A 16,597-nucleotide genomic window follows, 5' to 3' on the forward strand; every position below is an offset into this window, starting at 1 on the left:
ACCTCTAAGTCTGTTGGGAAACCCGAGTATTATCTGCGCCCCCATGAGGCGGGGCAATGCCTGTATGGTCGCACTCCATGTAGGCTCGTTACAGAAATCCCAGTTTGACTACACGACCAAGATGGGGCTGGTATGATGCCTGCTCGCCCACTGAACGCCAGCGAAACGACACCGTCTATGCCTACCTTTTCGCCGCTTGACCCGCCGTTGCCTCAAGGAGTTCGCGACACCCTGTTCCTGACGACGCCTCCAGGCAGCGCTGCCGCGCTTGCCCTGGCGCGACTGGCCTCTCGGGAGCCGCTACTGGTGGTCACTCAGGACACCGCTGAAGCGCTGAGACTCGAACAGGAGCTGGCCTTCTTCGCTGACGTGCCGGTACTGCCCTTTCCCGATTGGGAAACCTTGCCCTACGACAGCTTCTCGCCACACCAGGACATCGTCTCCTCGCGACTGCGAACCCTGAGACAGCTTCAGGATGGCGTGCACGGCATCGTGCTGGTCCCCATCAATACGCTGATGCAGCGCCTGCCGCCGGTCGACTACATTGCTGGCCGCGTACTGACACTGGAAGTGGGCGCCACTCTGGAGCGAGAGGCGTTTCGAGAAACCTTGTCCCGTGCAGGCTATCGCGCGGTCGAGACCGTCTTCGAGCCTGGCGAGTATGCCCTGCGCGGTGCCTTGATCGACCTCTTCCCCATGGGCGCGGAACATCCCCTGCGCATCGATCTGTTCGACAATGAGATCGATACGCTGCGCAGCTTTGATCCAGACACCCAGCGCAGCCTCGACAAGGTAGAACGCATCGAGCTTCTACCTGCTCACGAATATTCGCTGTCGCGCTCTGCCATTGCCTGTTTTCGCGAGGGCTTCGAGACGCTTTTCGACGTCGACCCGCGCCAATGCCCGCTATACGTCGATGCCCTCAAGGGCATTCCGTCGGCGGGACTAGAGCAATATCTGCCGTTGTTCTTCGAGACAACGGCTTCCCTGTTCGACCACCTGCCGGACGGCACCCACGTGGTCATGATGGCTGGCTGCCGCGACGCTGCTCAGCACCACTGGCAGTCCATCAGCAGTCGCTATGAAAACCTCGGCGTGGACCCCACCCGTCCGCTGTTGCCACCCCATCGAGCCTTTATTCCCGAGGCAGAGCTGTTTGCGCTGATCAAGGCCCACCCACGGATCGAACTGACCGACGCCACCGATCACCCCCATGCCCATCGCTGCCAGGCCCAGGCCGCACCCGACGTCGCCATCAACGCGCGCGCCAAGGAGCCACTGGCCGCACTAAAGCGTTTTCTCGAACAGCACTCGCAACAGCGCGTGCTGTTCGTGGCCGAGTCACGCGGTCGCCGGGAAGCCCTGGAAGACACCCTGGCGCCGGTCACCGGTGCGCTGCCGGCAAGCACCGGCTTCCTGGAATTCCTCGATGGCGACATGGCACTCGCCATCGCTGAAGGTCAGCTCGCCAACGGGCTGCTGCTCGAGCAACCGGCGCTGACCGTCATCACCGAGACCGAGCTGTTCGGTGACGTGGTGCGCCAGACCCGGCGTCAGGCCAAGGCGACGGACGACAATGAGCTCGCGGTCCGCCACCTGTCCGAACTCAAGGCAGGCGCGCCAGTGGTCCACCAGGCCCATGGCGTCGGCCGCTATCGTGGACTGGAAACCCTGGAGGCAGGCGGCCAGGCCGCCGAATTTGTCAGCCTCGAATACGCCGACGGCGCCAAGCTCTATGTGCCGGTCGACAGCCTGCATCTGATCTCCCGCTATGCCGGCGCCGACGATGAGCTGGCCCCCCTGCACCGCCTGGGCTCGGAGCAGTGGGACAAGGCCAAGCGCAAGGCCGCCGAGAAGATTCGCGATACCGCGGCAGAACTGCTCGACATCTATGCCCGGAGAGAGGCCCGCGAAGGCTTTGCCTGCGCGCCCCCGGATGACGAGTACGCCCGCTTCGTGGCCAACTTCCCGTTCGAGGAGACGCCGGACCAGCGGGTGACCATTCAGGCGGTGATTCAAGACATGACCGCGCCACGCCCCATGGACCGTGTGGTCTGCGGCGACGTCGGCTTCGGCAAGACAGAGGTGGCCATGCGCGCCGCCTTCCTGGCCGTCCAGTCAGAACGGCAGGTGGTGGTGCTGGTGCCCACCACGCTGCTGGCCCGCCAGCACTACGAGAACTTCCGCGACCGCTTCGCCGATACTGCTGTCGATATCGAGCTACTGTCTCGCTTTACCAGCAGCGGCGGTCAGACCGAGACCTTCAAGCGTATCCGAGAGGGCAAGGTCGACATCGTCATCGGCACCCACAAGCTGCTGTCCCGTCAGCTCGATTTCCCTCAGCTCGGCCTGGTCATCATCGATGAGGAACACCGCTTCGGCGTCGCTCAGAAGGAGCGCCTGAAGAGCCTGCGCGCCGAGGTCGATGTATTGACCATGACCGCCACCCCCATCCCCCGCACCCTGAACATGGCCATGAGCGGCATTCGCGATCTGTCGATCATCGCGACGCCCCCTGCCCGACGACTATCGGTGAAGACCTTCGTCCAGCAGCGCGAGGAAGCCGTCATCAAGGAAGCGTTGCTGCGTGAAATCCTGCGCGGTGGCCAGGTCTACTACCTGCACAACGAAGTGAAGACCATCGAGACCGCTGCCGAGAAGGTCCGAGAACTGGTGCCGGAAGCTCGCGTCGCGGTGGCTCACGGCCAGCTGCCGGAACGTTCGTTGGAGCGCGTGATGTCCGACTTCTATCACAAGCGCTTCAACGTCCTGGTGTGCTCGACCATCATCGAAACTGGCATCGACGTACCCAGCGCCAACACCATCATCATCGAACGCGCCGACAAGTTCGGCCTGGCCCAACTCCACCAGCTGCGTGGCCGGGTTGGCCGCAGTCACCACCAGGCCTACGCCTACCTGCTGGCCCCTCCCCCGCGTTCGATGACACGGGACGCGGTAAAGCGCCTGGAAGCCATTGGCCAGGCCGAGGATCTGGGCGCTGGCTTCACCCTGGCCAGCCACGACATGGAAATCCGTGGCGCGGGCGAGTTGTTGGGTGACGAGCAGAGCGGTCAGATGGAAGCGGTTGGCTACAGCCTCTACATGGAAATGCTGGACCGCGCCGTCACGGCCATACGCGAGGGTCGCACGCCCAACATTGAGTCACCCCTTCAGGACGGCGTGGAAGTCAGCCTCAACTTGCCTGCGCTGATTCCCGACGACTACCTGCATGACGTGCAGCAACGCCTGGTCATGTACAAGCGCATTGCCAACGCCAGCAATGAGGCGGAACTCAAGGAACTGCGGGTCGAAATGATCGATCGCTTTGGCCTGCTGCCGGGGCCGGTCAAGACACTGCTGCGCCAGACCCACCTGCGACAACGCGCTGAACGACTGGGCATCACTCGCCTGGAAGCCGGCGCCGAGCGCGGCAGGATCCTGTTTGGCGGCCAGACCGCCGTGGACCCCCTGACCCTGGTCGAGCTCATCCAAAGCGACCCCCAGAGGTATCGACTCGAGGGTGCTGACACGCTTCGCTTCAGCGTCGACATGGCTGACGAAGAGGCACGCTTCGAAGCGATCGAAGCCCTGCTCGAACGGCTCAACCGAAAGGCTCAGGCCGCCTGACATTTGCTCTGTAAAGACTGGCGCAAAGACGCATTAGCGGGCAATCTATAGCTATCGACACACTGCCACCTGTGGCCGGGTGATCCCCGGCCCTCACACAACATCGAGACTGTTGCAATGACTTCGATTTCACTTCGCCGACCGTTAGCTCGCGCCGCCACCCTGTGTGGCCTGCTCGGCGTGCTGGCGACTCCTCTGGTGGCGGCGGACGAACTGCCCAGGGGACACTACCTGCTGCCCGAAGACGGGGACCTTATCGGCGAGGTCTACACCGTGGAAGCGGACGAAGACGACACCCTCATCGATATTGGTCACGACCATGGCATTGGCTTCAATGCAATCACTCGCGCCAATCCCGACGTCAGTATCTGGTATCCCGGAGAAGGCACCGAGGTCGTCATTCCCGCCCAGTTCATCCTGCCCGACGCACCGCGCACGGGCATCGTGGTGAACGTCGCCGAGATGCGCCTCTACTACTATCCTCCGGCCAAGGAGGGAGAACCGCGCACGGTCCAGACCTACCCGATCGCCGTCGGGCGCATGGACTGGAAAACGCCGCTGGGCTCTACCACCATCACCGAGATGGTCAAGAATCCTTCCTGGTACCCGCCCGCCTCCATTCGCCGCGAGCACGCTGAAGCCGGCAACCCGCTCCCCGGCGTGGTACCGCCAGGTCCGGAAAACCCCATGGGCACCCGCAAGATGCGCCTAGGTATTCCTGGCTACCTGATCCACGGCACCAACAAGCCTGAAGGCGTGGGCATGCGCGTCACCCACGGCTGCATTCGCATGCTGCCTGATGACGTCGAGAACCTGTTTGACCAGGTCTCCGTCGGTACGCGTGTACGCCTGGTCAACGAGCCTCTCAAGCTTGGCTGGTCTGATGAGCACCTGTATGTGCAGGCGTATCCCTATCTGGACGAGGAAGAAGGCGCGCCCATTGAGGACATGACTGCCGCCATCGAAGAAGTGGAATCCGCCGTCGAGGACAAGGATTACAGCGTCGACTTTGCACGCCTGAGAGCCGCCATGGAGACCCCCAGCGGACTGCCCGTAGCGATGCAGGCGACAGCACCGGAACGCCCGACTCCCCTGCCTGGCAGTCTTTACGACCACATCGAACTGGTCGCTGGAGAACCCCCGCTGCTTAGCCAGGCAAGCCAGGGAGAGTAAAACCTCCGCTCCCTGCATGTCCGTCCAAAGGCGCCCTTGTGGCGCCTTTTTTTCGCTCTCATCAGGCTCGGTCATCTGAGCAAAGTGACCGACAGAGTTGGGTCCCACGCGGCTGCTATTGCATCTGTCATGAGATCGAACAGCCGCGGCGACTTGCGCACCTGAGACGCGGATAAGGCCTGGCGCGCAGGGACATCAGAGCCATTTTCGTCAGCGTTCACCTAGGCCAGCGGCGCTTTAGTGAGCGCGCTACACCTGCCCCTTTCAGCCTGCCAGTGGCCCATTGAGCAGCCCCCGTTAACGCCACCACATGGCGCCGAGCCGCGCCTACCAGCGCCTGCAGGTATGACGTTGATGCAGGAGGTCCTGCGCCAGCACGCAGGTCCCAAAACGGCCATTGCCATCGTCGATCAAGGTATTTGCCGCTGCTGCATGCCTTCACCATGCAGAGCCGTGACACTGACCCAAAAACGACTGAGGCCCAACCTTTCGGTTGGGCCTCAGCCTATCGCTTCACGACCTGGCGGACGGACAATGTCCGCACCGTTCAGGTCATCCCCCGAGGGGGCAAGGAAACGATTACTTGCGCATGGAGCGCTCGAACATGCGGTTCATCTCTTCACGGTTCTGCTGAGACAGCTGCAGAGCCGCTTGAGCGTCACGCTGTGCCTGGTTGGCAGTGTTCTGAGCCTGAGTGGCGATGCTGCGAGCTTCAGCAGCGTCGGCCTGAGCGGACTCAGCAGTCATGCGAACTTCTTCCAGAGCGCTGGAGGAAGCACAGCCAGCCAGAACGGCCAGAGAAGCGGCGGCGGCGGTCAGCTTCAGGGTAGTCTTCAGAGTCATGGTGTTCTCCTTGAGTCTTCCTTGGTACTGCGATAATGACGTCTACATGCCCCTTGGGGGAATGCATCCATCAGGCTTCCTGCAAAGGCAGGCCTTTCTTGCAGCGACTTGTGCTGCTAAGCACAGGAGTCAAACGCTGTTTTATAATACACAACGGCGCTTGTCCATAGTCTTGAACGTCCCTAGTCCACAGTCTTGAACGTCCCTAGCGCCCCTAAAGACTAGCGGATGACGACGCGAGTGCCAACACCAATCAGGCCAGAGAGTTCTCGAATTTCCTGATTGGTCACGGCGACACATCCGTTGGTCCAGTCAAAGTTGCGGTGAATATCCATATCTCCATCGCCGACACCGTGTATCCCGATATAGCCACCGAGAACCGTCTGCTGCGGAGGGCTGCGATGCCGCCGATAGTAGTCGAAATACTCGTCGTAGTCTTGCTGAGAGTAGAGCCCCGACTCAAGCGCCATTCTCGCATGGGTCGGGGTGGGATAGTCCAGCCCGATGAAGATGTCGAATTTGCTGTCGAAATTGAAGCGATCGACGTGGAATTCCCCACGCGGCGTCGTCTTGTCACCCATCACTCGCTGTGATTTTGCACCACCCCTACCCACCGATATCGGCGAGTAGCGGGCCAGTTCCACCCCACCACGATAGACCGTGAGACGTGACTCCTGATTGTCGATGAGCACCCACACCTCACTCGAGGAATCGGGCACGATGGCTCGCCTAAGCTGATCCTCGACCATATCGAAGCTGGCAAGGACTGCGGTGGGGAGTAGCAGCCAGGCACCAAGTATCATTTGGATAAAACGACGACGATGACCCCGCTGGAACATGACAAGACTCACTGTGTGTAAAAGAAATGATTGGTGACTGAGTGTAAACCACGCTCTGCGAGGCATCATCAACTATCTGGCAGACACTAGTGCGCCATGGACAACCAGGACATCCCCTGCCTATTCATCTCAGGCCCGGCGTCTCCCTTTGGCGACACATCGCCTTTACCATTCCTCACTCGTCTGCCTTAGCGTCGCTATCTCTGCCTTTGCCATCGTTAGACAATCTCTCAAATCCTGTCGGAGATCGCGCCGACCGCCGACAGCAATAACGCCAGGAGGCCCCACGGAAGTTCCCTGACTTGCTCCCCCATCACTCTCCAGCGCGTCCAGATATGAGATCAATCGACCTAACCAACTGTCACGATCATTGGCGAGCTCACGCAAACGACGAACTTCCGCTATGTCGGGATAACGATCGCCCACCAGCATCGTATGCCAGTCGTGCTCGACCAGGTGAGCATGCTCGCTGACATCACGCAGCAGTGCATCCAGCGCCAAACCAAATAGCGCCAGCGCGCCCTCCTCGCAGGCGCGCCGGTGGGCGTCTTGGTGCTCATCGTCCCGGACTGGTGTCGCAAGCAGCAACTCCACCTGGTACAGCAACTGGTTGGTACGCGCTCTGGGGGTCACTTGCGCTTGTCCTCGACCTGCCATGAGGAGCCGTCCCAGCTTGCCTTCCATCCGCTGGCCTTGCCGTTATCACCATCCGTCATCACGAACTGCTCCTTGAGCTTGCGTGAAAAACGGATCTGCGCGGGGCGGCCATCGGGGTCCTGCTCGGGCGCGCTAAGAAGGTAGTGATACTTCTCGGGCAACTCCTCGGCGTGAGGCTTCAGCTCCTTGACCAACGGCGGGCGCGTTTCGCGATTCTTGGGAAACTTGCTCGCCGCGAGGAACAGGCCACTCGCACCATCGCGCAGCACATAATGGTCCTCGACCTTCTGACACGCCAGCTCGGGCATCGGGATGGGATCCATCTTTGGCGGTGCGACTTCCCCGTTGCGCAGCAGCTTGCGAGTATTCTTGCAGCTGTCATTGGTGCAGCCGAAGTACTTGCCGAAGCGCCCCGACTTGAGCTGCATCTCGGAGCCACACTTGTCACACTCGATGACAGGACCATCATAGCCCTTGATCCGGAACTTGCCTTCCTCGATCTTGTAGCCTTCGCAGTCCGGGCTGTTACCGCAGATATGCAGCTTGCGGCCCTCGTCGATCAGGTAGCTGTCCATGGCGGTGGCACACAGCGGACAGCGCTCCTTGGCGCGCAACGCGTCGGTTTCCGCCTCTTCACCCGCGTCGGCCGCTACGGCCTCTTCACCGGGAAGCAGGTCGATCGTGGTCTTGCAGCGCTCCTTCGGCGGCAGGTTATACCCACTGCAGCCAAGGAAGACGCCGGTGGACGCGGTACGGATCTGCATCTTGCGCCCACAGCTGGGACAGTCGATGTCCGTCGGCACGGGCTGGTTGGGACGCATGCCGTCCTCACTTTCCGCCTTCGCCAACTCCTCACGAAACTCCTGATAGAACGCATCCAGCAGCTCGCGCCAGCTGCGCTCGCCCTCGGCAATCTCGTCGAGACTATCCTCCATGCGCGCGGTGAAGGAGTAATCCATCAGGTCAGGGAAGGACTCCTTGAGACGCTCGGTGACAATGTCACCCAGCTTCTCGGCATAGAAGCGCCGATTCTCCAGCTTCACGTAGCCGCGATCCTGAATGGTCGAGATGATCGCCGCGTAGGTCGACGGACGACCGATGCCGCGTTTCTCGAGCTCCTTGACCAGACTCGCCTCGGTGTAGCGTGCCGGCGGCTTGGTAAAGTGCTGCTTCGGGTCGAGGGCGTCCAACGCCATCGGCGTACCCTCACCCAGGTCAGGCAAGGCCTGATCGTCTTCCTTGCGCCCCATGGGCGTCATGACGCGGGTATAGCCGTCAAACTTGAGCACACGACCCTTGGCCTTGAGCTCGTAACCGTCCACCGCCACGGTCAGCGTCGACGACAAGTACTCGGCAGGGGTCATCTGACAGGCCACAAACTGACGCCAGATCAGCTCATACAGACGCTCTGCATCGCGCTCCATGCCAGCAAGGTCGGTAGACCTGCGAGTCACCTCGGAGGGGCGAATCGCTTCGTGGGCCTCCTGGGCCCCTTCCTTGCTCGAGTAGCGATTCGGCGCCTCGGGCAGGTAACGATCACCATATTCGCTGCCGATGTACTCGCGCACGCTTTCCACCGCGTCTCTGGACAAGTTGGTCGAGTCCGTACGCATATAGGTGATGTAGCCCGCCTCGTAGAGCCGCTGAGCCAGCGTCATGGTCTTCTTCACCGAGAAGCCCAGGCGACCACTGGCAGCCTGCTGCAGGGTCGAGGTGATAAAAGGCGCGTTCGGCTTGGAACGGGTGGGCTTGTCTTCACGGGCCGAGATGGCAAGGGTTGCCTTGCGCAGCGCAGCGATCCGCTTTTCGGTCTCTGCCTCACTGGTGGGGCGAAACGCCTTGCCGTCCTGACGCACCAGCTCGAAGCGAATCGCCTCGCCCTCTGGCGTCACCAGATCAGCATGCACATCCCAGAACTCCTCCGGCACGAAGGCCCGGATCTCGCTCTCACGCTCGCTGATCAGTCGCATGGCGACGGATTGAACGCGCCCTGCCGACAGGCCTCGCGCCACCTTGGCCCACAGCAGCGGGGACAGCATGAAGCCCACCACCCGGTCGAGGAAGCGCCGTGCCTGCTGGGCTTCGACTCGCGGGATATTCAGGCTTCCCGGATCGGTAAACGCCTCCTGGATGGCATTCTTGGTGATCTCGTTGAACACCACTCGACGATAGCGTTGCTCATCCCCTCCGATGGTCTCGCGAAGGTGCCAGGCAATGGCTTCTCCTTCGCGATCAAGGTCGGTCGCGAGATAGACGGTATCGGCTTTCTCAGCCAGCTTCTTGAGCTCGGCAACGACCTTTTCCTTGCCTGGCAGCACCTCATAATTGGCCTGCCAGCCATTGTCAGGATCGATACCCATACGCCGGATGAGCTGCGTATGCGCCTTCTGGCGCTGATACACCGCCTTCTCCTCCGCCGACATCTTGCGTGTCGCGGCCGCCTGGCGAGCCCGCTCCTTAGGATCGGAGGCCGCCTTGCCAGAGCCGCTGGTCGGCAGGTCACGGATGTGGCCCACACTCGACTTCACGATGAAATCGTTGCCGAGATATTTATTGATCGTCTTGGCCTTGGCAGGCGACTCGACGATGACCAGAGACTTGCCCATAGTACTCCACGAAAGTCAGGGCGCCGCGCTCCTTGGCGTACGCCAGTATGTAACATACCCGCCGAAGCTTGACGGGGAAAAATGCGCTTACCCTAACCCAGTGCCGAACATCGCGCCAGTCACATCGACGGTTGCCCCTGGAACAGTGCTGGTCGTGTCACGGATCACGCGGCGCCTTCTGTACGGCGCCCGACTCGCATGGGCAAGAGACTAGCCTTAACCCCGTCGTCCGACAAGCAGCGGCCACATAACGACCTTGCCCCCGCTGGGCGGGGGCAAGGACATAGCGAGAATACGCCACAGGGCCGATCGAACGTGGCAATCAGCGCAGCGCCATAGTCACGAGCGCCGCGTCTGTCCCCGCGAGCGACTGGTCGAGCGCCGACGCGAAGCCGCAGGTGTCGCCTCTGCGCCCTCGGGCTTGGCCGCCCCCGCAGGCTCTGACGTCGTTGCAGCAGCTCCAGCGCTGTCGGACTTCGTGCTGTCCGCCTTCGTGCCGGACGCCGAGGTACCGGCGCCTGAACCACTGGACATCCTGGCGTCGCCGGACACCTCGGGAGCACTGGATGCCTTGGTAGCGCTGGACGCCTCGGAAGCGCTGGACGACTTCGCCGTGCTCGGCTCTTTGGAGGCGCTGGGCGCCTCGGAAGCACTGGATGCCTTGGTAGCGCTGGACGTCTTGGAGGCAGTGGATGCCTTGGTAGCGCTGGACGCCTTGGTAGCGCTGGACGCCTTGGTAGCGCTGGACGCCTTGGTAGCGCTGGACGCCTTGGTAGCGCTGGACGCCTTGGTAGCGCTGGACGCCTTCGAAGCAGTGGATGCCTTGGGAGCGCTAGTGGCCTTGGAAGCACTGGATGCCTTGGATGCGCTAGATGCCTTGGACGCGCTGGGCGGCTTGCCACTGCCGCTGGTGTTTCCACCCGCACCGCCATCAGAGGATGACGACCGTGTTGACCTGCGACGGCTGGCCGGCCTCGCCTTGAGGAACAACGACTTGATTCGCTCAAAGCGAGCGGCCGCGTGCTCGCTCAAGTCACCGCTGGCCGCCAGAACGTGCTCCATATGCTCGATATGGCTGTCAATTTCCTTGGCATCAAGGCCCTCAAGCAACGCAGGCACTGCCTCAAGGGCGGCTTCACGATCCTGTTTCAGAATGAAGAACTGATCGCGCATCAAGTGCTTGAAGTCCTGCAGCTGAAGCTCGGGCTCCAGCTCGCTCCGGGAGGCTTGCAGCCGGCGGAAATTACGTCCATCGGTGGCCGGAGCACCGCCAAGGACGAAGATGATCGACCTCATGACCGCTTCATGAGCTCCACCACGGGCGACCTGAGCACGGATTTCGTCGCGACGACGCTGGATGAAACGACGGCGTTCAGGTTCGGCGCCCGGCAGCCTTCGATCCGCGTCCACGGCACCGCGCAAGCCGACCAGAGACTGCAACAGGGGCTGGCCATAGATATCCAGAAATGCCTTCTCGATGGAACGGTCACGCAGCACACGCCAGGCATCAAGACTACGGGAGATCAGGCTTGAACCGATGTCTTCGTACACCCGGAAAACGTTGTCGTCGCTAAGCGCACGGCGACGTTCGCGCACCATTTCTGCCAACACCGGCAGTGGCGCCATCAGCGGGTTGCGGTCCGACAGCAGGCGATAGCCCATGCGATTGGGATGCATCCGACGCATCCAATGGGCAGACTCCGGCGTGGAAAGCGCCCGAATCCACGGCTGCAGGAACTGACGGTACAGACCAAGATTGATCTCGGACACTCTGGCCACCGTCGCAAAGCGACGATCATCCTGAGGCTGAGGCTTGACGACCTCGTCCAGGTCATCCAGGTCACGGGTAGAGAACTCAAGCAGGTAATCGCGCTCGATAAGCTCCGCATCAGGACGGTCGCTGGCCTTGGATACCGTGGTCTCATACAGCCCTGGCGGCAAGACGTCGATGTAGTCCATGTTGGCCGTGAACTCGGCGTGCTCCTTGCGCGACACGCTGCCCGAGACAAAGATGCCGAGGTGACCCGTCTTGTCGTGCACGCAGTAGACAATGGTCTGCTCGTTGGCAATGATGTCGTCGACACCGCCATACAGATCACGCACCCACCCCAACGCCTGGGGTGGCGGCGTAATGTCATCACCCTGGGAGCAGAACACGATCACCGGGGAGCGCACGTTGCGCAGATCAATGCGACGACCGTCTGACGTCACCAGCTGCGCCGTCGACAGCCGATTACCGACGAACAGATTATCGACGATGTACTGGATCTCCTCTCCCCCCAGTACCACGTGTCCGCCCCACCAGCGTTCGAACTGAAGATAGCGTTCGGCTTCGGTATCGACATGGGCATATAGGTGGTATTGCTTGTCCCACCAGGTGTTGGCCGGGTTGAGCCGCTCGAAATTCTGTACCAGCCAGGCACCATCGAACACCCCATCCCCCATGTCCGACAGCATGTGGGTCGCCCAGCTGCCTCCGGTCATGCCGCCGGTATAGCGCATCGGCGCCTTGCCGCGCTCACCGGCCCAGTAGGACAGTGGAGCCCCGGCAATCAGGATCGGCCCAAACACTTCCGGCTCCAGCGCGGCGGCCATCATGATCTGCCAGCCAGCCTGGCAGTTGCCGACCACCATCGGCTTCTCGCTGTCAGGGTGAAGCTCGTTGACGTGGCGCAGGAAGGTGACCTCGGCCTCGACCACATCCTCGACCCGCTGCCCCGGAATCGGGTACGGCATAAAGGCGATGAAGTAGCACGGATGGCCAGCCCGCAGCGCCACGCCAATCTCGCTGTCAGGCTTGAAGCCACCGATCCCCGGGCCATGCCCTGCACGGGGGTCGACCACCACGAAAGGACGTGCGAGCTCATCCGTTTCGACGCCTTCCGGGGGATGCACGCGCAGTAACTCATAGTTGACGGGACGTGGCAGCTCTTCCCCGAGCATGACGATGTCGGTATCGAAACCGAGCACCGAGGGACGGGTCTTTTCGATATGCTCGAGGTACTCGTTGCCGCGCTGCCGCATCACATCCCAATAGAGGATGCTGCGCTCGACGCTATCGCGCCAGTAATCGGCGGCGGCGCGTCCGAAACCAAAGGGATCGAGCAACGGTGCAAAGGGTTCCGCCATCGCGAACAGCGGCGCGGCAGCGCCAGGCATCAACGCATTCATAGGGACTCCTGGGGTTGCGTGACGCGCAGGAGGCGATCCGTGCGCCTGCGCACTTGTTGCACTGCAATATAGCGCATTCCCCCTGGGACTGCGAAGCCCCCGCACCATGCCACGGCACATAAGGTAGGAGTAGGCGCAAAAACACGTAAGCTAAAACGCACAATGCCCGGCATTACCGGGCATTGCTTTCATCTAACGCTGCGCATCGAACCGTTACTTGACCTCGATGCCATGGGCCTGCTGGTCGGCGTGATAGGACGACCGCACCAGAGGACCAGACGCCACGTGGGTGAAGCCCATGGCTCGACCTTGCTCGGCAAACCAGTCAAAGGTCGCCGGCGGGACCCAACGGTCCACTGGCAGGTGATTGCGAGACGGCTGCATGTACTGACCCAGCGTCAGCATATCGACATTGTGGGCTCGCAGATCCTTCATGACCTCGATCACCTGCTCGTCGGCTTCACCCACCCCGAGCATCAGGCCAGACTTGGTCATGACCTCCGGACGGCGCTCCTTGTAGCCCTTGAGCAGATCCAGAGACCACTGGTAGTCGGCACCAGGGCGCACCTTGCGATACAGGCTGGGCACCGTCTCCAGGTTGTGATTGAAGACGTTGGGCGGCGTGGTTTCGAGGATCTCCAGCGCGACCTCCATACGTCCCCTGAAGTCCGGCACCAGCACTTCGATCTCGATGCTCGGGCTGTCGCGGCGAATCTCGCGAATACAGTCAGCGAAATGCTGGGCACCGCCATCGCGCAGGTCGTCACGGTCAACCGAGGTCACTACCACGTACTTCAGTCGCATCTCGGCGATCGCCTCGGCGAGCTCTCGCGGCTCACGGTCATTCAAGGCATTGGGCCTGCCGTGGGCAACATCACAGAACGGACAACGACGGGTGCAGATGTCGCCCATGATCATGAAGGTGGCGGTGCCCCCGTGGAAGCACTCCCCCAGGTTGGGGCAAGACGCTTCTTCGCAGACCGTGTGCAGGCCGTGGCGACGCAGCGTGTCCTTGATGCGGGTGACTTCCTTGGATACCGGCATGCGTACCCGAAGCCAGTCGGGCTTGCGCGGGATCTCCTCGGTGGGAATCACCTTCACCGGAATCCGGGCCACCTTCTCGGCACCACGCAGCTTGACACCTCTTTCGCTGCGAGCACTTTTCTTGGCCTTGGCGGCGGCGGCCGCCGCCTGGATGGCGGAGCTGTCAGTCATGTCTCTATCCTGTGGAAGATCGCCGTCACGACTCCAGGGCGATCAATCAAAATGTTGGCCGTGGAAAGCCTCTGGCTGACCAGAACGCTCAACCAGTTCACGTTGCCCCAGCCGAAGGGCCAAGGCATCCAATAGTCGCTGCGCCTCGAGCCTGGCATCCACGTCAGTAGACGTCAGGTCGGCGAGCCGGGTCATCTCTAGCCCCGCATAGCCGCAGGGATTGATGAAGCTGAACGGCGTCAAATCCAGGTCCAGATTGACGGCGATGCCGTGAAAACTCGCGCCACGCCGAATCCTCAACCCCAGGGAGGCAATCTTGCGCTCCCCGACGTAGACACCGGGTGCATCTGGCCGGGCATGAGCCTCAATGCCATGCTGCCCCAGGGCATCGACAACGCTGTCTTCCAACGCGCTTACCAGGTCCCTGACCCCCAGTCGCGCGCGCTTGACGTCGATCAGGGGATACAGCACCAACTGACCCGGTCCATGGTAGGTAATCTGACCACCACGGTCCGTCTCCACCAAGGGGATCTCGCTGGGCATCAGCAGATGCTCTGCCTTGCCGGCCTGTCCCTGAGTGAACACCGGGGGATGCTGGACCACCCAGATCTGGTCGGGCGTCGTGCCGTCCCGCTGATCGGTCAGCTCACGCATTGCTTGCCATACGGGCTGGTAGGGCACTAGCCCAAGATGATAGACCTCGATGGGCTCCATCACACCACCATGTGCACGCGACCGGTCGCCTTGAGCTCCTCGAACAGCGCATTGAGCTGGGTTTCACCCGTGGCACGCAGGGTCAAGCGCACAGACTGAAAACGTCCGTTGCGGCTATCGATGACCTCGAGGCTGTTCCCGGTAAAACTCGGATCATGCTTGAGCACGATCTGACTCACCGTCGCGGCAAAGTCTTCAGACGCATCACCGACCACCTTGATCGGGTAGTCACAGGGAAACGTGATGGTCACATCTGTCGGATCAGGCCCAGCTTGTGAGCGAAGATCCCGGAAGGTTCGATCGTTCATCCGATGACCCTTTGAGTGGATACCCGACTATTCTACTCAACCTTGGCGACTCGACCAAGCCAGGCGACTCGACCAAGCCGTGCGCATCGCACCCGGCTGCCCCCTCGTCGGCGGCGGACTCTGCCCGCTCACCGATCGGGTCACCTGCTCGATCGCGACAGCTTCAGTCGAACCAGCCACCCACCAGGTCACTGAAGAAACGCTGAACCTTGTCGATCATGCGCTTGAAGAAGCCACCCTCCTCGACCGCCTCCAGGGCCACCAGGTCGCGCTCGCCAACCACTTCGTCGCCCAGTCGCACTTCCATGGTGCCAACCCGCTGCCCCGCAGCAATCGGCGCCACCAGGCCGCTGTCGATGTCCAGGCGCGCAGTCAGCTCTCCATTGCGGTTACGCGGCACGGTCATGTAGACGCCATTGTCGACGCCTACCTTGAGCTCATTGGTCGCACCTTCCCAGACACGCGGGGTATTGAGCACCGCGCCACGATCATAGAGTTTCAGGGTCTCGTAATAGCGGAAACCGTAGCTCAACAGCTTTTGCGTTTCCTGTGCCCTCGCTTCATCGGAGTTGGTACCCATCACCACAGAAATCAGGCGCATGTCATCGCGCTTGCCCGACGACACCAGGCAGTAGCCGGCTTCTTCGGTCCAGCCCGTCTTCAGGCCATCGACGCTCGGATCGCGCCACAGCAGGCGGTTGCGGTTCGGCTGTTCGATACCGTTGTAGGTAAAGTGCTTCTGGCTATAGATCGCGTAGTGTTCCGGGTAGTCCAGAATGATGTGACGGGCCAGACGCATCAGGTCACGGGCAGACGAGTAATGGTTTTCGCCGGGCAGACCGGTGGCATTCTCGTAGTGGGTATTTTCCATGCCCAACTGGGTGGCATGCTGGTTCATCAGGTCGGCGAATGGCTCCTCACCGCCGGCCAGATACTCGGCCATGGCAACGCTGGCGTCGTTGCCGGAGACGATGACGATCCCGTGCAGCAGCTCTTCTACCGGCACCCGGGTGCCGACCTCGACGAACATCTTGGAACCGCCGGTGCGCCACGCCTTCTCGCTGATAGGCACCATGTCATCGCCCTGGATATTACCGCGGTCGAGTTCACGTTCGACCAGGTAGGCGGTCATCAGCTTGGTCAGGCTGGCCGGCGGCAGACGCTGATCAGAGTTGTGTTCAGCCAACACGCGACCACTGTTGGCGTCGATCAGAATCCAGGACTTTGCAGCGAGCTGCGGCGGAGCAGGAATCATGACCTGGGGCTCGGGCATGTCCGGCGTGGGAGCGTCAGGCTGCTGGGCACTGGTCAAGGGAGCCACCAGGGCCGCACACACAAAAGCAACTGGCAAATAGCGGCGAGAAAGAGATGACTTGAAAATCATGGTGAACGTCTCGTTACAACAGTCGGGGAAAGCGGCGTTAAACGTCGCCGCACAATTTTA

General features: G+C 61.5%; 11 protein-coding genes. 2 read left to right on the plus strand and 9 right to left on the minus strand.

The window, feature by feature from the left end; genetic code table 11:
- Positions 1–177: 177 nt before the first annotated feature.
- Together mfd and KUV45_RS16750 are read left to right on the plus strand one after the other, a co-directional pair.
- A complete protein-coding gene (gene mfd / locus KUV45_RS16745; protein ID WP_222163441.1) occupies positions 178–3,627 on the plus strand; it encodes a transcription-repair coupling factor in 3,450 nt (1,149 codons plus the stop codon).
- A gap of 117 nt (positions 3,628–3,744) precedes the next feature.
- Positions 3,745–4,800, plus strand: coding sequence for a L,D-transpeptidase family protein (locus tag KUV45_RS16750; protein ID WP_206943263.1), 1,056 nt, complete (start codon positions 3,745–3,747; stop codon positions 4,798–4,800).
- Positions 4,801–5,379: 579 nt separating this feature from the next.
- On the opposite strand, the gene KUV45_RS16755 is transcribed toward KUV45_RS16750, so the two are convergent.
- From KUV45_RS16755 to KUV45_RS16795, 9 genes are all read right to left on the minus strand, one after another.
- On the minus strand, positions 5,380–5,643 hold the full coding sequence (locus KUV45_RS16755; protein ID WP_045992670.1) for an Lpp/OprI family alanine-zipper lipoprotein: 264 nt from the start codon (positions 5,641–5,643) through the stop codon (positions 5,380–5,382).
- 221 nt (positions 5,644–5,864) lie between these two features.
- Positions 5,865–6,482, minus strand: a complete 618-nt coding sequence (locus KUV45_RS16760) for a murein L,D-transpeptidase family protein (protein ID WP_206943264.1) — start codon at positions 6,480–6,482, stop codon at positions 5,865–5,867.
- A 165-nt stretch (positions 6,483–6,647) separates the two neighbouring features.
- A complete protein-coding gene (locus KUV45_RS16765; protein WP_224852068.1) occupies positions 6,648–7,166 on the minus strand; it encodes a DUF6586 family protein in 519 nt (172 codons plus the stop codon).
- Positions 7,112–9,745, minus strand: coding sequence for a type I DNA topoisomerase (gene topA, locus KUV45_RS16770; protein WP_206943265.1), 2,634 nt, complete (start codon positions 9,743–9,745; stop codon positions 7,112–7,114). The genes KUV45_RS16765 and topA overlap by 55 nt, the downstream gene beginning before the upstream one ends.
- Before the next feature lie 339 nt (positions 9,746–10,084).
- Positions 10,085–12,916, minus strand: a complete 2,832-nt coding sequence (locus tag KUV45_RS16775; protein WP_222163445.1) for a DUF3141 domain-containing protein — start codon at positions 12,914–12,916, stop codon at positions 10,085–10,087.
- A gap of 213 nt (positions 12,917–13,129) precedes the next feature.
- The gene (gene lipA / locus KUV45_RS16780) at positions 13,130–14,131 is read right to left on the minus strand and encodes a lipoyl synthase (RefSeq protein WP_222163446.1); all 1,002 of its coding nucleotides are present in this window, start codon (positions 14,129–14,131) and stop codon (positions 13,130–13,132) included.
- 42 nt (positions 14,132–14,173) lie between these two features.
- Positions 14,174–14,845 (minus strand): lipoyl(octanoyl) transferase LipB, encoded by a 672-nt coding sequence (gene lipB, locus KUV45_RS16785; protein ID WP_206943268.1) that lies wholly within the window; start codon positions 14,843–14,845, stop codon positions 14,174–14,176.
- Positions 14,845–15,153, minus strand: a complete 309-nt coding sequence (locus KUV45_RS16790; protein WP_222163448.1) for a YbeD family protein — start codon at positions 15,151–15,153, stop codon at positions 14,845–14,847. Before KUV45_RS16790 ends, lipB begins: the two co-directional genes overlap by 1 nt.
- 163 nt (positions 15,154–15,316) lie before the next feature.
- On the minus strand, positions 15,317–16,537 hold the full coding sequence (locus tag KUV45_RS16795) for a D-alanyl-D-alanine carboxypeptidase family protein (protein ID WP_206943271.1): 1,221 nt from the start codon (positions 16,535–16,537) through the stop codon (positions 15,317–15,319).
- Positions 16,538–16,597: the final 60 nt, after the last annotated feature.

Origin of the sequence: Halomonas sp. DP3Y7-2 (assembly GCF_019800795.1) — a bacterium.
GTDB lineage: Bacteria > Pseudomonadota > Gammaproteobacteria > Pseudomonadales > Halomonadaceae > Halomonas > Halomonas litopenaei_A.